General features: G+C 44.7%; 20 protein-coding genes, 1 tRNA gene and 1 other RNA gene. 4 read left to right on the top strand and 18 right to left on the bottom strand.

Translation table 11 applies throughout. The annotated features are described in order from the left end of the window. Positions 1-22 precede the first annotated feature (22 nt). The 11 genes from IPP74_06170 to secF form a co-directional block, all read right to left on the bottom strand. Positions 23-118, bottom strand: coding sequence for a hypothetical protein (locus tag IPP74_06170; protein MBL0318857.1), 96 nt, complete (start codon positions 116-118; stop codon positions 23-25). 48 nt (positions 119-166) lie between these two features. Beyond that, a tRNA-Ala gene (locus IPP74_06165) sits at positions 167-242 on the bottom strand. A 105-nt stretch (positions 243-347) separates the two neighbouring features. Then, the gene (locus IPP74_06160) at positions 348-812 is read right to left on the bottom strand and encodes a type II toxin-antitoxin system HicB family antitoxin (GenBank protein ID MBL0318856.1); all 465 of its coding nucleotides are present in this window, start codon (positions 810-812) and stop codon (positions 348-350) included. Positions 813-842: 30 nt separating this feature from the next. Further along, a complete protein-coding gene (tmk, locus tag IPP74_06155) occupies positions 843-1,502 on the bottom strand; it encodes a dTMP kinase (GenBank protein ID MBL0318855.1) in 660 nt (219 codons plus the stop codon). Further along, complete coding sequence (locus IPP74_06150; GenBank protein ID MBL0318854.1) at positions 1,495-2,799, bottom strand: hypothetical protein; 1,305 nt, start codon at positions 2,797-2,799, stop codon at positions 1,495-1,497. Before IPP74_06150 ends, tmk begins: the two co-directional genes overlap by 8 nt. A gap of 82 nt (positions 2,800-2,881) precedes the next feature. Continuing rightward, positions 2,882-4,288, bottom strand: a complete 1,407-nt coding sequence (locus IPP74_06145; protein ID MBL0318853.1) for an insulinase family protein — start codon at positions 4,286-4,288, stop codon at positions 2,882-2,884. After that, the gene (locus tag IPP74_06140) at positions 4,288-5,667 is read right to left on the bottom strand and encodes an insulinase family protein (protein MBL0318852.1); all 1,380 of its coding nucleotides are present in this window, start codon (positions 5,665-5,667) and stop codon (positions 4,288-4,290) included. Before IPP74_06140 ends, IPP74_06145 begins: the two co-directional genes overlap by 1 nt. 133 nt (positions 5,668-5,800) lie before the next feature. After that, a complete protein-coding gene (locus IPP74_06135) occupies positions 5,801-6,451 on the bottom strand; it encodes a DUF3035 domain-containing protein (GenBank protein MBL0318851.1) in 651 nt (216 codons plus the stop codon). 20 nt (positions 6,452-6,471) lie between these two features. Next, positions 6,472-6,975 (bottom strand): signal peptidase II, encoded by a 504-nt coding sequence (lspA, locus tag IPP74_06130; protein MBL0318850.1) that lies wholly within the window; start codon positions 6,973-6,975, stop codon positions 6,472-6,474. Beyond that, complete coding sequence (locus tag IPP74_06125; protein MBL0318849.1) at positions 6,972-7,931, bottom strand: bifunctional riboflavin kinase/FAD synthetase; 960 nt, start codon at positions 7,929-7,931, stop codon at positions 6,972-6,974. The genes lspA and IPP74_06125 overlap by 4 nt, the downstream gene beginning before the upstream one ends. A 12-nt stretch (positions 7,932-7,943) precedes the next feature. Continuing rightward, the gene (gene secF, locus IPP74_06120) at positions 7,944-8,888 is read right to left on the bottom strand and encodes a protein translocase subunit SecF (GenBank protein ID MBL0318848.1); all 945 of its coding nucleotides are present in this window, start codon (positions 8,886-8,888) and stop codon (positions 7,944-7,946) included. Between the two features lie 158 nt (positions 8,889-9,046). On the opposite strand from secF, the gene uvrB reads away from it, so the two are divergent. Continuing rightward, positions 9,047-11,050 carry an excinuclease ABC subunit UvrB gene (gene uvrB / locus IPP74_06115; GenBank protein MBL0318847.1) on the top strand — a complete coding sequence of 668 codons (2,004 nt, stop codon included), beginning with the start codon at positions 9,047-9,049 and terminating at the stop codon, positions 11,048-11,050. Here the strand turns inward: uvrB and IPP74_06110 are convergent. From IPP74_06110 to IPP74_06095, 4 genes are read right to left on the bottom strand one after another with little or no spacing between them, the layout of a single operon-like run. Beyond that, on the bottom strand, positions 11,047-11,562 hold the full coding sequence (locus IPP74_06110; GenBank protein MBL0318846.1) for a GNAT family N-acetyltransferase: 516 nt from the start codon (positions 11,560-11,562) through the stop codon (positions 11,047-11,049). The two genes, uvrB and IPP74_06110, sit on opposite strands and share 4 nt — an antisense overlap. Continuing rightward, positions 11,544-12,491: an ATP-grasp domain-containing protein gene (locus IPP74_06105; GenBank protein MBL0318845.1), complete on the bottom strand. Its 948-nt coding sequence runs from the start codon at positions 12,489-12,491 to the stop codon at positions 11,544-11,546. The genes IPP74_06110 and IPP74_06105 overlap by 19 nt, the downstream gene beginning before the upstream one ends. A gap of 55 nt (positions 12,492-12,546) precedes the next feature. Next, on the bottom strand, positions 12,547-13,569 hold the full coding sequence (locus IPP74_06100; protein ID MBL0318844.1) for a D-alanine--D-alanine ligase: 1,023 nt from the start codon (positions 13,567-13,569) through the stop codon (positions 12,547-12,549). Beyond that, positions 13,566-15,035: a KamA family radical SAM protein gene (locus IPP74_06095; protein MBL0318843.1), complete on the bottom strand. Its 1,470-nt coding sequence runs from the start codon at positions 15,033-15,035 to the stop codon at positions 13,566-13,568. The genes IPP74_06100 and IPP74_06095 overlap by 4 nt, the downstream gene beginning before the upstream one ends. A 172-nt stretch (positions 15,036-15,207) precedes the next feature. On the opposite strand from IPP74_06095, the gene IPP74_06090 reads away from it, so the two are divergent. Then, positions 15,208-15,987 carry a phosphatidylcholine/phosphatidylserine synthase gene (locus tag IPP74_06090; protein MBL0318842.1) on the top strand — a complete coding sequence of 260 codons (780 nt, stop codon included), beginning with the start codon at positions 15,208-15,210 and terminating at the stop codon, positions 15,985-15,987. 34 nt (positions 15,988-16,021) lie between these two features. Here IPP74_06090 and ccmD read toward each other — a convergent pair whose 3' ends face one another. The 3 genes from ccmD to ssrA all read right to left on the bottom strand — a co-directional run bounded on the left by ccmD (position 16,022) and on the right by ssrA (position 17,091). Further along, positions 16,022-16,123 carry a heme exporter protein CcmD gene (ccmD, locus tag IPP74_06085; protein MBL0318841.1) on the bottom strand — a complete coding sequence of 34 codons (102 nt, stop codon included), beginning with the start codon at positions 16,121-16,123 and terminating at the stop codon, positions 16,022-16,024. After that, positions 16,123-16,719 (bottom strand): hypothetical protein, encoded by a 597-nt coding sequence (locus IPP74_06080; protein MBL0318840.1) that lies wholly within the window; start codon positions 16,717-16,719, stop codon positions 16,123-16,125. Before IPP74_06080 ends, ccmD begins: the two co-directional genes overlap by 1 nt. A gap of 23 nt (positions 16,720-16,742) precedes the next feature. Further along, positions 16,743-17,091, bottom strand: a transfer-messenger RNA (tmRNA) gene (gene ssrA, locus IPP74_06075). Positions 17,092-17,123: 32 nt separating this feature from the next. Between ssrA and IPP74_06070 the strand changes: the two genes are divergently transcribed. Then, on the top strand, positions 17,124-18,080 hold the full coding sequence (locus tag IPP74_06070; protein MBL0318839.1) for an FAD-dependent thymidylate synthase: 957 nt from the start codon (positions 17,124-17,126) through the stop codon (positions 18,078-18,080). Between the two features lie 67 nt (positions 18,081-18,147). After that, positions 18,148-20,427 (top strand): PAS domain S-box protein, encoded by a 2,280-nt coding sequence (locus IPP74_06065; GenBank protein MBL0318838.1) that lies wholly within the window; start codon positions 18,148-18,150, stop codon positions 20,425-20,427. Positions 20,428-20,433: the final 6 nt, after the last annotated feature.

The raw sequence follows: 20,433 nt of genomic DNA, 5'->3' as shown, positions 1-20,433 counted from the left end.
TATATTGAATATCAATATGATCTCAATCCCACTCGTAAGACGCCCTGCAACAAAGCCAAACATGTTGGCGCAGCATCCCATTGGTTTCGGGAGATCGGTATCCGTAAATAATAGGTATGTGCCCGGTTTTTAACGCCTTCTTGTTTCAGCCCGCAAGGGCGAAGGGTGGTGGAGATAAGCGGATTCGAACCGCTGACCCCCTGCGTGCAAAGCAGGTGCTCTACCAACTGAGCTATATCCCCACATGAGAGACCCATCCTATAAACATGATGGGCACAGGTAGGCAAACGTTATACATCACTTTAGCGCTAAGGTCAAGCCCCTAAAACCCTCAATATAGGTATCGATTAGCCACCATAGAAAGGCTGCGTTAATTGTTGCTCGGGCGGCAAATCTTCAACGCTGATAAGGATACGCTTGCCCATGACCGCAAAGGCCCGGTTGATCTGCGATAAATTCGATTCATGCTTTACATCCAAGAGCTTTTCAACATAGGGAAGATGGCAACTTAATCTTCTGGCTAAGGCTGATTTTTTCATGCGTTTGCTACGCATTTCCCAATAGAGCAATAATTTGGCAGCCATGAGCGGTGGAACAGAAATTTCATATTCGCCTTTTTTGAGAGCCGTTGGATGGGCTATGCCTTCATCACGTTTAATTTTATAGGAAATCAGTGTTTCTAATAAACGTCCCGCATTCAGAAGAGTTTCGTCAAAGGTTTTACCGTCAGTCAAGCCACCTAAATCAGGAAAATCAGCTACAAATCCAGTTTCTTCAAAGACAATACGCACAGGGTAACGAATATCACTCATAGGATGAACTCTTACAGATGAAATAAAAAGTTAAGATTTTTTAGAACCAAGCGCCTTAAGCTGCTGGCCGAATCGTGTATTGACCATATTCACAATATCGCGATGCAATTCATCAGGGTTCCGATCACTTGAATCACAATAAAATACGTAGTTAGGATAGGCCTTGCGGTAATGCTGATATCCCGAACGAACGCGCTCGTGATATGCCTCCCCCTGGGTTTCATAATGATTGGTATCCATACGCGCATGGGCACGGTTTAAACCCGTTTTAACATCAACATCAAGCCATATCACCATGTCTGGATGGATTCCACCGATAGCCGCATGGATAATCGACCATACATAATGGGGTGAAAGACCTCCGCCAAATGCCTGATAAGCAATCGTTGATGGATTGAAACGATCACACACCACCCACTTACCCTGGTTAATAGCCGGAAGAATTAATTTCATGACGTGCTCACGCCGCGCAGCCACATGCAAAAATAATTCACTGACAGGATCCCATAATTCGTCTTGCGATTCCGTCAATAATGTGCGAATTTTTTCGGCCTTAAACGTCCCACCTGGCTCGCGCGTTCTAAGGCAAGGAAAGCCGGCACGCTCTACGACTTCTGCAAGCATTTTTGCCTGCGTTGATTTGCCGCTGCCTTCACCACCGTCAAATACAATCCATGGTGCTTTAGACATGGGTACGCTCCCTGGCCTTCTGTGCCAGTAAATCAAGAGCAAAACGCTTGCCAATTTCTACGGCTGGCTGATCATACGCATTGATATTCATTAATTTTGCCACCAGCATGGTTTCCAACATAAAATGCATAGCTAATGCGCCGATGCGGTATTCGTCCAAGTAACCACAATTGATCGTCCGCAAGGGACAGCCTTTGGTAAGTAAGGCATTGACCGTTGCTTGATATTCTATTTCAACCACTTCTGCTAACGTGCTTCCTACTAAGCCATTATCCCATGGTTTACATTGCTTTGGTATTTCAATTTCCAGATGGGGAATAATCGGAACACCCCTTAGTACGGTAAACCATTTATCTTTAGGCCCATCTAAAAATAATTGCAGCTGGCTGTGTTGGTCCATCGTGCCTTTGGCTTTAATAGGAGTAATGCCCTTTCCGCCTTTGCCCAAACTCTCAGCAATGAGTTGTCGTACCCAATCAACTAATCCGAGTAGCCCATCACTGTAGGACATCATGACCGATTGCTGGATTCCACGCTCCAGCATCACCACATGCATCGCAGCACCTTCTATCACCGATTGGCTTGTTCCTTTTAAGCAATGAGCCAATGTCTCATTTGCTCCTTCACATACATTCTGGATATTCATCGATGCTATCGCAGCCGGTAGCAGACCAACATTCGTAAAGATGGCGAATCTGCCGCCAACCTCAGGGCGATGATCCTCTACTCGAGCCTTAATCGCTTCTGCAAAATCACGCAGCGGCGAAGGTTTAGGATCGCTGATCATCATAAATTGACCAGGTTGTGGCTCGGCACCGGTTACTTCTTTGGTAAAGGTATAAAATAACGATAATTGTGTAAGCGTTTCAACCGTTGTTCCTGATTTGCTGATCACCACAAAAGCCGTTTCCCTAGGATTAATCTGGCAGTATAAATCGGTTATCGCGCTGGGATCCAACGTATCTACAAAATAAATCCTCGGCATCTTTCCGTAAGGAGCAAAAGGTCGCCGCATCAGCGACACCAAAACCTGACCACATAAACTCGCCCCTCCCATTCCCAAAATAAGGATATTCTTGTAGCGGCCTTTTAATTGCTCAGCAATCTCACAGATTGAAGCCAATGTCTCCTGGTTGGGCAATTCAAGCCAGGGTAGCGCCCCCGCCTTAAACTCAGTTGCGATTTCGTCCATTAAATCATGGGCACGCAATACCGTGTGTTGGAAAAAATCTCGGGAGATTCCCAGAAAATTTTCTTTATCAAAAAATCCGGCATGAATCGTGTGATCATATAACATACGAATATTCCATAAAATTGGTCAGATACCGACGTTGATAACCGACATTGTATAATATGTCAAGATTATTTACAAATACCAACTACTTACCAACAACCACAAAAGAAAGCTTGTCCACTGATAGCAGCGATTTTGCCACCCTCTTAACATCCTGCGCGGTCACTTTAGCAACAGATTCATTGCGTTGCTGCAAGAAATCCTTACCCAGATTATCCAACTGCATAATCGTCAGGAACAATGCCAATTTATCATTTGTATCTAATTGTAGCGGAAATGATCCAATAAGATAACGCTTGGCATCTGCCACATCTTGTTCAGTAATATTATTACTGGCATCCTGGACCACGTCCTTGATCACCCTCAGAGCCTGGTCAACATTCTTGGATTGGGTCGCCGCTCCACCTCGCAGCAAAGAGGCGTATTTATAATTTTCCAGGTAGGTATAGGCCGAATAAACTAACCCTCTTTTTTCACGCAATTCTTTCATTAGCTTCGACTCAAAACTGCCGCCTCCCAAAATATAATTGAGAACATAGGCGGCATAAAAATCAGGATCCTTCCGTTTAACACCTTTACCAGCAAACATAATTACACTTTGCGGGATGGGTCTTGATACGGTTTGCGTGCGATAATTAAGCTGTGTTACCTCCGCCACTTTATCCGGTAAGGCTTTGCCATTTGTTTTGGCTTGATCTGGAAGCACTCCTAGATATTTATCCATCCAGTTGGCAATAGTATCCGCACTCACATCACCCACCATCGTCACAACCATTTGGTTTCTTGTTATTTTTTGGCTGATATAGGTTTTAACATCACCGGTTCCTACTGCTTCAACCGATTTTCTATTGCCAATGGAAGGATGTGCATAAGGATGCTTGCCAAACAAGGTTTCGTTGAGAGCTTTTTCACCTACATAATTGGGATCTTCCTCACTTTTAGTGATGGCCGTTATAATTTGCTTACGCACCCTGGCCATATCACCTGTGTCCAAACGCGGCTTGGTCAGCGCAAGCGATAATAATTCAAAAGCCCTATCCGCATTTTCTTTCAGCATTTTCATTTCGATAAACAAATAATCATTATCGATATCAAATGACATCTGGATGGCTTTTTTCTCTAATTCTTTTTGAAATGCCTGGCTGTCATAACTCCCAGCCCCTTCATCCAGCATTGAAGCAACCACATTGGCGAGGCCTTCTTTGCCAGCAGGATCATACGCCGCCCCACCGCCCTTAATGGCGATACGCACACTCACAATTGGCAGCGCATGCTCTTCCACATACCAGGCTGTTAAACCTGATTTCCCTGAAACTTCACGCACATTGTTTAAATTGCGAGCCGTTGATACGCCCCCAGATGCCTTCGCTGCCACCTTAGGAGGAAGGGCAATACCATCAGCAGCCACCGTCATTTGAGGTGCACCCAGCGTGAGAATAGCAACACATAAACCTAACATTGTGCCATATCGATATGTGGATATTAGAGTCATTAGATTTTCCCCCGTGCTGTTGATTGCTTCGGACTGCTTACTGGTTTCTTATCGGCTTTGGCATCCTGCTGTTTAGGTAATAACACCCCCACAACCGATTGCTGTGGCTTAAAGACCAAGCGCGCAGCATCTTGCACTTGTTTTGCCGTCACTGCATTCATTTTATCAGGCAGTGTCTCAACATAATCCGGCGACAAACCAACAACCATTGCCTCGCCAAATGCAAATGCCATCCCCTTAGAACTATCTCGATCATAAATTGATTGCGCACGAATAACGGTTTTTGCTCTTTCTAGTTCTTCTGAAGTAACACCTTTATCAACAATTAAATCTAATTGTTTGCGAAGCGCTTTTTCAAGTTCGGCCAATGATGTTTCTGGATGAGGAATCACATACATACCAAACACGGTATCAAAGGTACTCACATCATCATAAAAAACAGAAGCAGACGCCGCAACCTTCTGGTTTACCACCAGCGATTGATAAAGTCTGGACGTTTCACCGCCTCCCAAAATATGTGCGAGCACCGTTAGTGCATAGGCATTTTCCTTTCCTACAGAACGTTGCCCTGGCGCTAGGAAATACATCATATATTCAGCCTGCTTCACTTTCTCATCCGTATAGGTGACGTGAATTGGCGCAATATGTGGCGGCTCCGTTATGTTTTTGGCCACGTTAGGTTTTGCCGCAGGAACTTTGCCATAGGTTGCCTCAGCAAGCGGCCTTAATTCTTCTGCAGTTATATCTCCAGAAACCACTAATATTGCTTTATTGGGTGCATAATGAAGATGATAAAAAGATTGAATCTCACTGGGGGATAATTGCTTAATTTCGTGAGACCAGCCAATAATAGGACGCCCATAAGGATGATTCTGGTATAAGGCAGCCTTCATTTGTTCCATCAACATGGCGCTTGGTTCATTTTCGGTACGAGTGCGCCTTTCTTCAAGGACAACCTCACGTTCTTTTTTAATTTCATCGTCGGATAATTTAAGTTTAGTCATCCGTTCTGCTTCAAGCCCCATGACCAATAATAATTTATCTTTGGAAATCGTTTGAAAATAAGCCGTAAAATCCTGACTGGTAAACGCATTATCATTACCACCATTTTTGGCAATGATGCTTGAAAACTCACCCGGTTTTAATTTTTCGGTACCTTTGAACATCAGGTGTTCTAAAAAATGGGCAATGCCACTTTTGCCTACTTCTTCATCTTTAGCCCCTACTTTATACCAGACCATGTGGGTAACTACCGGTACGCGATGATTAGGTATCACCACAACCTGCATTCCGTTAGCCAACGTAAATTGCTGATATATCGCGGCCATACATTGAAATGGCAGCATCGACAAAGCCAGGATTAAAACAACCAAACGCATGCTATTCCCTCACACACTAAAAAGATTCTCAGCAGCAACACCACCGTGCCGCATGCTATCAAACTGCCCTTACCTTATAAAATAGTTAATCTTCCAACGGGAGATACCGTTGGAAAAGGTAACCTATTTTAAACTATTCGCCAAAAATTTTCTCTAACGTCGATGGCTCTTTCTGATTTTTGTTAACTACATTGCCTTCATTAACAGGCTTTCCTTCCACCTTATTTTTTTCAATCCGTTCTTTTTCTTTGGTTGCATCAACCACCGGCTGTGGTTTGTCTTCCTTATCCGTACGGAAGAAACGCGCCCAGAATCCAGGTTTCTTTTTGCTCGTATTGGTATCCGTTTCCAATGGCGGCAGACTGTCTTCAACCAACGCCTGCTTCACATTCGGATCAGCTTCTTTTAATTTAAGATGCTCTTTAAATGATTGCTCTGCATTGGAAACGGCATGTGCCTCAACCGGAGCTGGCTTCGCTTCACCATCAGGCGTTAGATTAGGAGGCTGTTGCCCAACATCTGGCTCGGCATCTTCTGGCGTTCCAAGCAATAATTTTTTAGCCGATGCGCTAGAAGAATTTTGGTTAGGCCTTGGGCTTCCAGGACGCGGAGGCCTCAATTCAAAATCCGGGGGAACGCTCAGTGGATTATTAGCCACGACAGAATACTCATCCGGTGCCGCATTTTTAACACCCAATGCATCGCGCACATCATAAGAGCCACAAGCACTTAGCGATATTGCACCAGCTCCGATCCATAACCAATTAACTTTCTTCAATGACATATGCCTTTCCTCTGGAATCGCTATTGTTCCCGTTTTTTAAATGTATCTTTTTTGAGCCTATAATCTTCCAATACAGACCCAAAACACAACAAGGTAACCCCTATAAAAATAACCGAGTCTGCAACGTTGAACGCAGGCCAGTGATATTCACCCAGATGAAAATCCAGAAAATCAATGACATATCCATAACGCAGCCTATCTACGACATTCCCGAATGCACCGCCTATAATTAACCCCGTACCTACAGGCATTATGAGTAATGCCGATTTCCGCACCCAAACAAGCAACGTTACCGAAATCAAACAGGCAATAGCCGTGAATATAAACTCACTTCGGTGTAAATCGCTAAACATCCCAAAGCTAATGCCTCGATTATGTACAAGCACCAGGTTGAACATACGCATAATCGGCATGAATGTTACTTCGTTAACCGCAGAGGTAACAATAAGATGTTTAGTCCATTGGTCGAGTATCAACACAACCAAGGCAATCGCCGCAATGCTAAGATATTTTTTGAGGATCATAGATGACTTCTAGTTTGATTATACGTTAATAGCGCATTTTGTGCGTTCTTACAATCCTGTTCTATTTGATTCTTTAAGGCCTCTACCGATTCAAACTTTCGTTCTGCTCGTATAAAATCAATCAATTCGACATATATTTTGTGACCATACAATTCATTTTCGGACTCAAAATTAAAAAAATGGATCTCCAACGATGGGTCAAACTGACCAAACGTGGGCTTAACCCCTAGGTTTGCAACACCTTCGATCCACCCTGTATGATCACCTATTTGTGCACGCACCGCATACACTCCGTATAATGGATGTAAAATAGGCCCCAAGAAAAAATTGGCCGTAGGAAAACCCAAGCGTCTTCCCCTCTGCTCTCCCTTAACCAACAGTCCTGAAACAGCATAGGGACGACCCAGTACAGCAGAAGCCTCCCTAACATGTCCCTGAACTAACAAATGCCTGATATGTGAGGACGAATAAATGTGTTTGTCATCACCCTCTTTCTTTAAAATGGTGACACCAACGCCATGATATTTGGCATATTCAAGCAGCCGGGAAACATTTCCCGATCGGTGTTTGCCAAACGCAAAATCCTCACCTACTACCACATGCCGAACACCATAATGGCCAAAGAGAACATCTTGAATAAATTCATCTCCCGACATATTAGCCAAGGCCGCCGAAAATTCGACCAGAAACAAATAATCAATGCCCGTTTCCTTAAGGCATTGTTCCTTTATAGCTTCGGGATAGATCAGAAAAAAAGCGACCTCTGGTTTTAAGAGGGCTAAAGGATGGGGATCAAATGTAATCACCGCTGAATGCGTGCTGAGTTCTTTGGCAATTTGGCGCGCTTTAGCAATCACCGCCTGATGGCCCTTATGTACACCATCAAAATTGCCAATGGCCACCACCCCTTCCTTCACATTCAACGGGCATGTACCAGGATAGGTAAGCTTAATCATACCACTTCCACGCTACTTTTGTTTTACAGCCTCAGTTGTTTCGCCACGTTTGAAATCAAACAAGAGGAGCAACGTTCCACCTACGAAAATCGAAGAATAGGTACCGATCACAATACCGAATAACATAGCCATGCTGAATGAACGGATAACCGGACCGCCAAACCAGACCAATGCGATCACGGCAAGCAGCGTCGTTGATGACGTCAGCAAGGTTCTGGAAAATGTTTCATTGAGGCTCAAATCGATTAAATCCGCCATTTTCATTTTTTTGAAACGCCGTAAATTCTCACGTATCCGATCATAAACCACCACCGAATCGTTAACCGAATAACCAACAATAGTCAGCACCGCAGCAACAGAGCTTAGATTAAATTCCAACTGTGTCAGACTGAAAAACCCTAAGGTAAGGACGGCATCATGGAGCAAGGCCAAGGATACCCCCACACTAAATTGATATTCGAATCGAAACCACACATAAGCACCGATACACACAATCGCCAGCGAAAGAGCTAACGCACCGGCTTTAATCAGCTCATCGCCCACTTTAGGACCAACCACATCCGTACGACGATACTGAATGCCCCCCTGACTCACGCTGGATAATTTATGTTTAATCGCTTCAACAATATCATTTTGTGATGTTTTGGTTTTATCCAACCCTACGCGTATCAACACATCATTAGCAGATCCAAAACGCTGGATCGTAACCTCCAACGGCACGGTCTTTTCCAGTTCCTTTCTCAGCAAAGAAAGATCAGGCACTTGCTCGAAGCGCACTTCAATGAGCGTACCGCCAGTAAAATCGATACCAAAGTTAAGGCCGCGCGTACACAGCAAAACCACCGTTAAAATAATAGCAATAACAGACAGCACATACCCAAAATTTCCTAAACGCATAAATTTGATTTTAGGATTATCCGGGAATAATTTAATAGGGGCAATAATAAGTGACGACATGAAAACTTCCTTAACTATTGACGATCACTATGCCAAAACTATGGCAAAAGGCAAGCAAATACAGCGATTTGATGAAGAGGCCATCCCCATCACCTTAAGCGTCTCCCTCTACCTTAGTTCTTGATTCATTTAGCTTTTCACTCTAAACTCGTTCTCTTATGAACCAACCTTTTGAAGTTATAGCTCCCTATAAACCCGCAGGAGACCAGCCCGCCGCCATCCAGAAGCTGGTTGAGGGAGTACAGCGCCATGACCAAAACCAGGTTTTGTTAGGTGTCACTGGATCAGGGAAAACCTTTACGATGGCTAATGTGATTGCCAACACCCAGCGTCCAGCGCTGATAATGGCTCACAATAAAACCCTGGCTGCACAACTTTATAACGAGATGAAACAATTTCTTCCAAACAATGCGGTAGAGTATTTTGTTTCTTACTATGATTATTTCCAGCCTGAAGCCTATATTCCCAAAACCGACACCTACATCGAAAAAGACTCTTCGATCAATGAACAGATTGATCTGATGCGACACTCCGCTACCCGTTCTTTGCTGGAGCGGCGCGATGTGGTGGTGGTTTCTTCCGTTTCATGTATTTATGGACTGGGCGCTCCAGAGGCATATCTTAAAGCACGTATTGTGTTGAAAAAAGGGCAAAACATCAGCCTTTCCCTGCTTGTACGCGAATTGATCAACATCCAGTACCAGCGTAATGATATCGACTTTCATCGCGGCACATTCCGGGTTCGCGGCGATAATATGGATATTATCCCCGCTCACATTGATGACCGCGCATGGCGTCTTTCTTTTTTTGGCGATGAAATTGAAACCATCACCGAAATTGACTATCTCACTGGCCAAAAGCTCCGCTCCTTAAGTGAAATCAGCATTTACGCCAACAGCCACTACGTCACTCCTAGAAATACCATCGAAAAGGCCATTCATTCAATCAAAGCCGAATTGAAGGATCGTCTGGAGTATTTCCAAAGCCAAAACAGACTGGTAGAAGCACAAAGGCTAGAACAACGCACCCAATTTGACCTGGAAATGATGATTGAATCCTGTACGTGCAAAGGGATCGAAAATTATTCACGCTACCTGTACGGACGCAATGCCGGCGAACCACCTCCAACATTATTTGAATATCTGCCGCACGATGCCTTGCTCTTCCTGGATGAATGTCACGTGACTGTTCCGCAGATTCAAGGCATGTTTAATGGCGACAGGGCTCGCAAAACAACGCTGGTTGAACATGGGTTCCGTTTGCCGTCGGCATTAGATAACCGGCCGTTGCAGTTTACCGAATGGGAAACGATGCGACCCCTGACTATTTTTGTATCCGCCACACCAGGACCTTATGAACTCAAACAAACAGACGGCGTTTTTGTTGAACAGGTTATCCGACCCACTGGACTGGTCGATCCAACCTGTATTATCCGCCCCGTTGAAACTCAAGTAGATGATTTAATTGGTGAATGTAAGGCTCTAGCTGCCAAAAATCAGCGTGTCCTCGTCACGACCCTTACCAAGCGTATGGCTGAAGATTTAACCGACTACCTTCAGGAAACCGGCGTCAAAGTTGCATATCTACATTCGGATATATTAACCCTTGAACGCGTTGAAATCATCCAAAAGCTACGCCACGGCGAGTATGATGTATTAGTGGGCGTAAACCTGCTGCGGGAAGGATTGGATATTCCTGAATGTTCATTAGTCGCCATTTTAGATGCCGATAAAGAAGGCTTCCTGCGTTCTGAAACTGCCTTGATCCAAACCATTGGCCGCGCCGCCCGCCATCTGGAAGGCCGCGTGATCCTCTATGCCGATAAAATGACTGGCTCCATCCAGCGTGCCCTTTCTGAAACCGACCGACGCCGCGCCATTCAGCAAGCCCATAACGATAAATACGGAATTGTGCCGCAAACAACATCCAGAGAACAGAATAATAATTTACTCCCCTCCCAATCACATACATCCGATGAATTAGCTACCATGCCAAATTTACCCAAATTAACCGGCAAAGCGTTACAACAGCATATCGCCAAAGTCCGCAAGGAAATGTTGACGGCGGCTGGAAATTTAGACTTTGAAAAAGCCGCGGGACTAAGGGATCATATTAAGCTACTGGAAGAGCAAGCCCTGATCTTATCACCCGATGTAGGTTAATAATCTTTTTTCACATACACCAATTTAGCATCACCAGGTTTATAAAAATCTGGGAATGTGGCCATGAGGTTATAACCCTGTTTTTGGTAAAAAACCTGTGCCGGTTTATAGCGTTCAAGCCCTGAAGTTTCGGCGTGGATTTGTTTCCCACCCAGTGCCTTAATATGGAATTCGCTGCGTTCCAGTAATTCGCCAGCAAGCCCCGTACCAGCATAGCGTGGCAACACGGCTATCCAGTAGAGATCAAACGCATCCCTGGTAAGCGCTATGTGCCCATAGCACGCATATCCTGCCAATTCATCACCGTTATAGGCAAATTGAAAGAAATAACCAGAATCACCACAGCCTCTTTCTAATGCTTCGGACACCAGCTCACCCGCAATCATGATTTCTTCATCTGAAAACACACTGGTGGCCGTCACCAACGCGATCACCTGCACCACATCATGGTGTAATGGGTATGTACGCCATTGAATATCAAAATTCGTCCTATTTAGGATAGCGGTGTCCATGTGCTGGCCCTCATTGCCGTACTACCAATTGCTTCCATCACCTGTTGCGAAGACAGTCCATATTGTCGCGTGGCGACCATAAACCCTCCCTCAGACATCAAACATGGGTTTGGATTCACATCAATCACCCAGGGCTTCCCCTGGTGATCCATTCTAAAATCAACCCGTGCATAACTATGCAAGCCAAACACATCCCAGCAGCGTCGCGCCAATTGTGAAATTTCATCCAAAGCGGTGCGATCTTCTGCTGAAAAAGTAAAGCTTCGCGGTGTCTGATTATATTCCTCTGATTCCTCTTCCCATTTGGCTGCGTAACCGACAATCTTGGGTTTATCCGTATGATAATTCTCAAATAGAATTTCCGCGATAGGCAATACATGGACAATGCCATCGATTTCTAACATCGACACATTAATTTCCCTGCCATCAACATAGGATTCCGCAAACCAATCACCGCCAAAACGGAATTTCATCGCCATCATTTTTTCAACAGCCGCTTCCACACCAGAAACAATAGAAGAATCATCGATACCAACCGACCCATGCAAACTGGATGATTTAACAATATAGACACCTTTTTCCTCAAAATGTTGGCCAAAGATCGAATCATGGTCAAACCATAAGGGAGTAGGTAACCGATGCTCTTCCAGAATTTTCTTAGCCTGCCTTTTATCTTCAACAAGACGAAAAACATGGGTTCTATTGCCAGTATACGGAACACCAACAGCATCCAGCCACGAGGTAGCTATATGGATTAGTTCGTCACGGCCATCAATATCTTCAACCAGATTAAAAACCAAATCGGCCTTCGCAATACTTTCAGGGCATCCTCCCGAACAACAATCTCCAAAATAGACATGCCCTACTCCATGGCCTAATTCTTCTAAAACAGCAGAGAGTTCATTGAGTTGCAAAAGTGTATCTTGCATCTCAGGTGCCCTATTTTCAGGATTACCGCTGTGAAGTATAACAATATTAGGCATATTAAACTATCGACTCCAGTTCGGCGTCCGCGTGTTTAAAAACAGAATTTAAGTGGTATCGACGGCATGCGTGGTTAATAATGTCACCAATTAATTCCTTGTAGTTCACTCCCGCCTGTTCAGCGAGGATAACCAGATCGGAATGTCCCGGACGTAACCCCGATAATGGATTGGCTTCCAAAAAGAATGGAAGGCCAAAACGGTCGCATCGAATATCAATACGCCCACCATCCACACATCCCAGAGCATTCCACGCCTGAAGTGCTACTTCCGCAGCATGTCTGGCTTCTTGATCATCCACCAATACATAATCAATCACATCTTCGCAATGTTCCTTATTAAAATAAGAATGACACCAACTTTCAGCATTACTGCGCAACCGAACTTCCAAGACACCGATTACTTTAGCGTGACGCCCTTCACCTAAAATACCGACTGTAAATTCACGACCCGGTAAAAAAGGTTCAACCAACACTGGCTGGTTGTACCGAGCCAATAACTCAAGGCTGTAATTATGCAGCTCCTGCGGAGTTGTTACCCGTGATGCTGCCGCTACCCCCTTACCCGTTCCTTCAGCAATGGGTTTTAGAAACAGGGGGTAGGATAATTTAACCCGTTTTATATCCTCTTCTGCAGCAATAACCGAAAACGGAGTCGTTGGCACGCCTACATCGCGGACAATCCGCTTAGCCATAGCTTTATCCATAGTGACGGTCATCACCAATGGCGAAGAAAAAGTATAAGGAATATCATAGGCATCAAGCAAGGCCGGAACTTGCGCTTCACGCCCAGTGCCATACATCCCTTCGGCAATATTAAACACCAGGTCCCATCGTTTGCCGCTGTTTAACATATTAGCCAGGCTTTTTACATTGCCGATACGCTCAACGTTATGCCCCAGTGATTCAATCGTTTCATGGAGTGCCTCGATGGTTTCAAGCGCATCAAACTCCGCCGTTTGTTCTTCGGTATAACCTTGGTTCAGGTAATCATCGCGAAGGTCATAAGTAAATCCGATTCTCATGCTTTTTCTCCAACATTGGGACTATACAAACCTTTCTCAGGATCGTAAGAAAAACCTTGATCACGCATAGCGCTTTGGCTGGTGCCAATCACACCTTGCGGATCAGGGTAACGATAGGTTCCACCTTCAAAATTGGTGAGCAGGAGATCGTCTCCTGCTCGACCCAAAATATAATCAGGCAGCAATGGGATTTTGCCTCCACCGCCGGGAGCATCGACCACAAACGTTGGGATGGCATACCCTGTCGTATGGCCTCGGAGTTGTTTCATAATTTCCAAACCTTTCTCAACAGGCGTACGGAAATGCGCCGACCCGGATACGGGATCACATTGGTACAAATAATAGGGCTTAACCCTGGCCCTTAAAAGTCCATGAAAAAGACTCTTAAGTGTAGAGACATCATCGTTGATGCCTCTAAGCAGAACCGTCTGACTACCCAAAGGTATGCCTGCATCCGCAAGCCTCGCACAGGCCTCTATCGATTCAGGAGTCAATTCATCGGGATGCGTAAAGTGAATGCTCATCCACAACGGATGATATTTTTTCAGCATTGAAGCTAGTTTTTTGGTAATACGCTGCGGCATCACCACAGGAATTTTGGTGCCGATCCGGATAAATTCCAGATGTTTAATGCTACGCAGGCGGTTCAATAACCATTCAAGCTTATCATCACCGATACTCAGCGGGTCACCCCCCGACAACAGGCAATCTCTAATTTCGGGATGGGCTTCGATATATTGAGCTGCCTTTTCCCACTGATCAATGCTGAAACTATATTCACCATTGGTTTCGCCTACCATCCGTGAGCGCGTGCAATAACGACAATAGGTCGAACAAAATCCGGTTGTCAAAAACAATACCCTGTCTGGATAACGGTGCACCAAACCAGGCGTTGCAGTATCATGGTCTTCACCCAGTGGATCAGGATCTTCTCCTTTAATCCGTATAAACTCATCCCCCACTGGAATATGCGTCATGCGCAGAGGCTGCTGAGGATTACGGGGATCAAACAACGATAGGTAGTAAGGCGTGATGGCAATAGGCAGGTTGCCGGTACGTTTTTCGACGGCCTTACGTTCATCCATCGTCAAATCCAGCATTTGCTCCAGAACTTCAACGCGTCGAACACGGTTTCTCACTTGCCACTTCCAGTCATTCCAATCATGGATCGTTGCCTGAGGATAAAATGTACGCAGGAATTCTTTTGAACGCTCACTGGTTGGAAAACGGTGATAGGCCGCCTGCTTCTCCTTTTTGGGTGAGTAGTTGATTGTTTGTTCTCGTTGGGGGGGTACACCGGTCGAGAGTTGCTTTACTTCAGCGATAAAATCACTGAGGGATTTTTCTGCAACACCGCCCCCTATATTATCCTGCCCCGTTCTAATTCCGCCTGTTTGGGCTGAAAGCGATTCGGTGGCCAGAACGCTCGGAGGTTTGTCTTGAACAACTAAAATATCTCTCGGCATTGTTTCCTCATAACAAATAAAAACAGGCTCAATCACATTTAAAACCTCTTTCCATAATTTCCAATATATTCTTAAGAATACGTTACCAACCATATGAAATGCGTAAAATTTCTTGCTAAGGCATCAAGAGAGGGCTAGAAATAGGAGTGTAGCAACTCATACATAGATACCCATGGAATCGTTTGACAATCACCAAAACCACAAGCCCAATGCCTTTCCGTTAACCAGGCTTTTTCCCAATATGGTAACCATCCTTGGCTTATGTGCAGGCCTTACTTCCGTTCGCTTCGCACTGCTGGGCCAATGGCAAATTGCCGTTATTTTTATCGTGGTCGCCGCTTTCATCGATGGGATGGATGGGCGTCTGGCACGCTTACTCAATGCTACCAGTAAGTTCGGCGCACAGCTTGATTCGCTCTCGGATTTCTTTAATTTTGGGGTTGCACCAGGTATCGCCCTCTATTTGTGGATATTAAAACAAGCGCCCATCAAAGGTATCGGCTGGGCATTGGTTCTGCTTTTTGCCGTTTGTATGGCTATTCGCTTGGCACGCTTTAACAGCGAACTGGATGATGAAGACCGGCCCGAATGGAAAGACCGTTTCTTTGCCGGCATTCCCGCTCCATGCAGTGCATGCCTTGCTATCGTGCCGTTTATGCTGACCTTTCAATTTGGGAATACCACCTGGCTATCTCAATTTGTGAATCCAACGACAGTACCTGCCTTTTTCCTGGCAATTGCCATTTTAACCGCCAGTCGGATTCCAACATTTTCTATCAAGAAAATTGTCATTAAGCGAGAAAACAGCTCCGCTGTTTTGGTTCTGGCTGGGATCCTGTTTATTTCCCTCATAACAGAGCCCTGGCTTACGTTCACAGCATTGGGAGCCCTGTATTTAGCCTCTATTCCATTCAGCGTGGCAACCTATTACCGTTACAAGGCCATCAGTTAGAACCCTGGCCTTTATTTCCAAACACGCACGAGGATTATTTCTTTTTTTTGATCAAGGTAGAAACAATCATCCAGCCTACCACAACAAGCGCTGTGGCATAGGCTCCCCAGACAAAAAACGCATAAGGTGCAAACATTATTTCTTCCTGAATGAGTCCAGGGAAATCACGTTATTGGAGGCTTTTTTGCTCGAGCTTTTCTTGCCTGGCTTTTTAGGTGATGCATCAGAAACTTCGTCTCCAGATTTGGACTTTTTGGTTTCCTTTTTCCCCTTTTCTTCACCTTTCTTTCCTGTCGCTTTTTTGGAGGGAACAGCGAATTCTTTGACTTCAGCTGTATGTTCTGGTTCCCAATCCTCATCGTCTTCCAAAGGCATTCTTCTGAATTGCAAACCAAATTGAACACTAGGGTCGGCAAATGAAATAATAGAACCAAAAGGAATAACCAACCTCTCCGGCACATTATTAAAGCTCAGTGATACACTGAATTTATCTTGCTCGATCTTTAAACTGTGGAATTGATATTGCAAGACAATCGTCATTTCCTCCGGATATTTTTTCCGCAGATAATCCGGTATTTCAACACCGGAAAATTGAGTCTGGAAAGTGATATAAAAATGATGGGCCCCTGGTAACCCGCCTTTGGCAATAATCTCTAAAGCCCGGCGCACAATCATATACATCGCTTCATCAATAAGCGCTTCGTAATCGATAACTATTTCTTCTGTTGTCATAACCATAACCCTATCACAAAATAAGCGGGGGGTTTCTGTTGCCCGGTACCCCCCAAACCGCGTTAAACTATGCAGCGTTAGCAGCTTCGAAAACGAAGTTGTCGTTTGCTACAAGTTTAGCAAATGTAACGTTGTCGTTAGCATTTGTTGTTATGACCCTGCGTGGTAAACCACCGGGGGTATCATGCCGGGCAAAAATCATTTCTTTATTGCGCGCGTCGAGCCTGTTTCGCCCCCATACTTACTGATGGTGGAGGCGCCGGGTACCGCCCCCGGGTCCACAACGTCTATTCCAAATAATGTTTATTGCCATAGCTACCCTATTAAGGTAACATTTTCATTATACTACGTTTAAAAACAAAAGTGAAGTTCATAGCCATATTTTTCAGATCCAGGACCTATTTATGTTAGATCAGCAGCAGCGTGAAGAGATAAACGCCCTTCGTCAGGAAACACATACGACCATGCGCGCAACCGTTCCTGCACTTGAGGACGTTATGTACGAACCGATTCCTGTGTTAGATCACGGATTTGTGCGCGTGGTTGATTACATGGGTGACGATGCAGCAATCGTTCAATCTGCGCGCGTTTCTTACGGAAAAGGAACCAAGAAAGTAAATCAGGATGCCGGCCTTATTAACTATCTGATCCGCCATCGTCACACGACTCCATTTGAAATGTGCGAAATTAAATTTCACATTAAATTGCCTTTTTTTGTTGCTCGCCAGTGGATACGCCATCGTACGGCTAATGTGAATGAATATTCAGCACGCTATTCGATTCTTGATAAAGAATTTTATGTACCAGCGAAAGAGCATCTTGCTCCCCAATCTAAATCTAATCATCAGGGACGGAGTGATCAATCGCTTTCAGAGACGGAGGCTGCCCGCGTTTTAGAGATTTTGAAGGATGATTCTATTCGAAGCTATCGTCATTATGAAGAGATGCTTAATCTCGACCCGGAAGGCAATGTACTCGACCAGGATAAGCAAGGACTTGCACGCGAATTAGCTCGCATGAACTTGCCTCTCAATTTCTATACTCAATGGTACTGGAAAATTGATCTGCATAATCTTATGCATTTTTTAGCACTACGTGCCGACAGCCATGCCCAATATGAAATCCGAGTGTATGCAGAAGCCATGCTTAGCTTGGTTGAAAAATGGGTACCGATCACGTATGCCGCTATGCAAAATTACGTGGTACGCGGCCAACATCTTTCCGGCAGCGCTATGGATATGATTAAAAAGCTTGTTCGCGGAGAGAAAGTTGATTTTTCTACCTCTGGCATGGGAAAACGTGAATGGCATGAATTGTTGGAAACATTAGAGCTTGACCCAACATTGGAAACGGTAGGTTAACGGACTAACCTCGCACGCCTCTCTTAGTAACAAACAGATCGAATGTGTTACTATGTAACTGGAGTGCGTGTTGTTAGCCGTTAAACGCATTATGTTAACCACCTCCTCCTCAACTCGCACACGATTACTCAGGAAATTAACTAACTTTCCGATGTTGTTTTCTGCTGTCCTTTATTGTGCCGCCTTGCTGTTTGATCTTGCTACTCCTCATGCAGTAGCCGCAGGCATAACTTATATTTTATTGCTCTTCTGCAGCATTTGGTTTGCACGACCCAAGACCATTCTCGTATGCGCCATCATCACCAGCATGCTGGCAATCATAGGCTATTTTATTTCGGGTCGTGCTTTTGATCAAGAATTGGCATCCTTGATCAATCGCACCCTATCCATTAGTGCCATATGGATCACTGCTTTTCTTATCTTTAGGCGAAAACAAAGCGAGCTTCGTCTGCAGGAAAGTACCCAGCGCATTCAATCCATTATTAATTATACACTGGATGCCGTGATTTCTATGGACGGGCAAGGACTAATTACCGAATGGAATGTTCTTGCTGAAGAAACATTCGGCTGGAAAAGACAAGAAGTACTTGGCATTCCTCTGGCTGAATTAATTATTCCTCCTGAACATCGTCATGCACATCATCAGGGTATGCAACGTTTCCAAAAGGATGGGGCCGGAAATATTCTATCTAAACGAATAGAAATGACGGCCCTTAATAAACAGGGAGAAATCTTCCCGGTCGAACTTGCCGTTACCGCTCAAAGACTCCATGAATCGTGTCATTTTACAGCCTTCATTCGCGATATTTCAGCGCGTAAAAAGGCAGAACAGATCTTACGCGAAAGTGAAGAGCGTTTCAGACTTATGGCCGATACAGCGCCAGTTCTTATCTGGATGTCTGAACCTGATAAACTCTGTAATTATTTTAATAAACCGTGGCTTGATTTTACAGGAAGGACCATGGAACAAGAGTTGGGAAATGGTTGGGCCGAAGGTGTGCACCCAGACGATCTGTCCCATTGCCTTAATATTTACATCAGTGCCTTTGATAAAAGACAACCGTTTGAAATGGAATACCGACTCAAACGCGCCGATGGTGAATATCGCTGGATGCTCGACCAAGGCACTTCGCGATTTACAGTTCAAGGCGAATTTGCCGGATATATTGGCTCATGTATTGATATCACCGATCGCAAACATGCCGAGAAACGCATTCAAGACCAATGCGGTTCCCTCGAAATTTTTACCCGCGCACTCGCCCATGATCTAAAGGAACCTGTACGCACCATCAGCGCATTTATGGATTTAATTGCCCAAAAACATTCACCTGAAAAAACCGAGGATTATTTTCAACATATTAAAGAAGCTGCTCATCGAATGAATATGCTCATAGACACCGTATTTCTCTATACGCAACTCGATGCACCGCAAGCGATCGCCAAAGAAAATTGCGATATGAATACCAAACTAATGGAAGTGAAAAAGAACTTGAATCAGTTAATTATTGAACGCAAACCCACGATTAGCAGCGACCCGCTTCCCAAAATTATTGCCAATCGCGTCCAGATGTTGCAAATCCTTCAAAATTTACTGGCGAATGCTATTTTTCATTCTCCTTGGCAGGTAACCATTCATCTAACCTCCACAGATCATCCTGATCATTGGTCCTTTTGTCTCCGTGATAATGGTCCTGGTATTGCCGCCGAATATCATGAAAAAATATTTTCCCCCTTTAAAAGACTCACAAGAAGGGAAGATGGAGCAGGATTAGGGCTGGCTATTTGCCAGAAGATCGTTGAATTTCATGGCGGCACCATCCATTGTGAATCACGGCAGGGCGAAGGAACCGCTTTCATTTTTACGATTGCCAAAGATATATCGTCACAACAACGTACCATTAAAGCTTTATCAACCGCACGTCCTCCTGCTCAGCATAGTAACGAAGGGCTCCCCATCTACACCATCTTGCTCGTGGATGATCGCCCTTCCGATGTTGAATTGACAAGAATCATGCTGATGGAAAACCCAGAATTTCAATTCCATCTGTTAGTCGCAGACAATGGAGAAGAGGCCCTCTCTATTTTACAGACTGAATTCGCAAAAGGTAACTCTATCGACCTGATGCTGATTGATATCAACATGTCCGGGATGGACGGGTTTGAACTACTGGAACACATACAACGGGATAAGACATTAAAACACATAGCATTAGTGATGTGTACCGGCTCCACCTATGACAAGGATAAAGAAAGGGCAGAAGCGTTAGGTGCTAAAGGGTACCTGATAAAACCGCCACGGTTTGAAAAGCTTAAGCCGATTCTGGAGCAGATTAACATTCAGCCATGATTGTGT

Source organism: Alphaproteobacteria bacterium (assembly GCA_016722515.1).
Taxonomy (GTDB): Bacteria; Pseudomonadota; Alphaproteobacteria; order Rickettsiales; family JADKJE01; genus JADKJE01.
Note: the sequence above shows the minus strand (reverse complement) of the source record. Positions and strands in the feature narration are given on the sequence as shown.

Coding starts and splice junctions, on each gene's coding strand:
- IPP74_06160 (MBL0318856.1), bottom strand. CDS start 812: ATGAGTGATATTCGTTACCCTGTGCGTATTGTCTTTGAAGAAACTGGA.
- tmk (MBL0318855.1), bottom strand. CDS start 1,502: ATGTCTAAAGCACCATGGATTGTATTTGACGGTGGTGAAGGCAGCGGC.
- IPP74_06150 (MBL0318854.1), bottom strand. CDS start 2,799: ATGTTATATGATCACACGATTCATGCCGGATTTTTTGATAAAGAAAAT.
- IPP74_06145 (MBL0318853.1), bottom strand. CDS start 4,288: ATGACTCTAATATCCACATATCGATATGGCACAATGTTAGGTTTATGT.
- IPP74_06140 (MBL0318852.1), bottom strand. CDS start 5,667: ATGCGTTTGGTTGTTTTAATCCTGGCTTTGTCGATGCTGCCATTTCAA.
- IPP74_06135 (MBL0318851.1), bottom strand. CDS start 6,451: ATGTCATTGAAGAAAGTTAATTGGTTATGGATCGGAGCTGGTGCAATA.
- lspA (MBL0318850.1), bottom strand. CDS start 6,975: ATGATCCTCAAAAAATATCTTAGCATTGCGGCGATTGCCTTGGTTGTG.
- IPP74_06125 (MBL0318849.1), bottom strand. CDS start 7,931: ATGATTAAGCTTACCTATCCTGGTACATGCCCGTTGAATGTGAAGGAA.
- secF (MBL0318848.1), bottom strand. CDS start 8,888: ATGTCGTCACTTATTATTGCCCCTATTAAATTATTCCCGGATAATCCT.
- uvrB (MBL0318847.1), top strand. CDS start 9,047: ATGAACCAACCTTTTGAAGTTATAGCTCCCTATAAACCCGCAGGAGAC.
- IPP74_06110 (MBL0318846.1), bottom strand. CDS start 11,562: ATGGACACCGCTATCCTAAATAGGACGAATTTTGATATTCAATGGCGT.
- IPP74_06105 (MBL0318845.1), bottom strand. CDS start 12,491: ATGCAAGATACACTTTTGCAACTCAATGAACTCTCTGCTGTTTTAGAA.
- IPP74_06100 (MBL0318844.1), bottom strand. CDS start 13,569: ATGAGAATCGGATTTACTTATGACCTTCGCGATGATTACCTGAACCAA.
- IPP74_06095 (MBL0318843.1), bottom strand. CDS start 15,035: ATGCCGAGAGATATTTTAGTTGTTCAAGACAAACCTCCGAGCGTTCTG.
- IPP74_06090 (MBL0318842.1), top strand. CDS start 15,208: ATGGAATCGTTTGACAATCACCAAAACCACAAGCCCAATGCCTTTCCG.
- ccmD (MBL0318841.1), bottom strand. CDS start 16,123: ATGTTTGCACCTTATGCGTTTTTTGTCTGGGGAGCCTATGCCACAGCG.
- IPP74_06080 (MBL0318840.1), bottom strand. CDS start 16,719: ATGACAACAGAAGAAATAGTTATCGATTACGAAGCGCTTATTGATGAA.
- IPP74_06070 (MBL0318839.1), top strand. CDS start 17,124: ATGTTAGATCAGCAGCAGCGTGAAGAGATAAACGCCCTTCGTCAGGAA.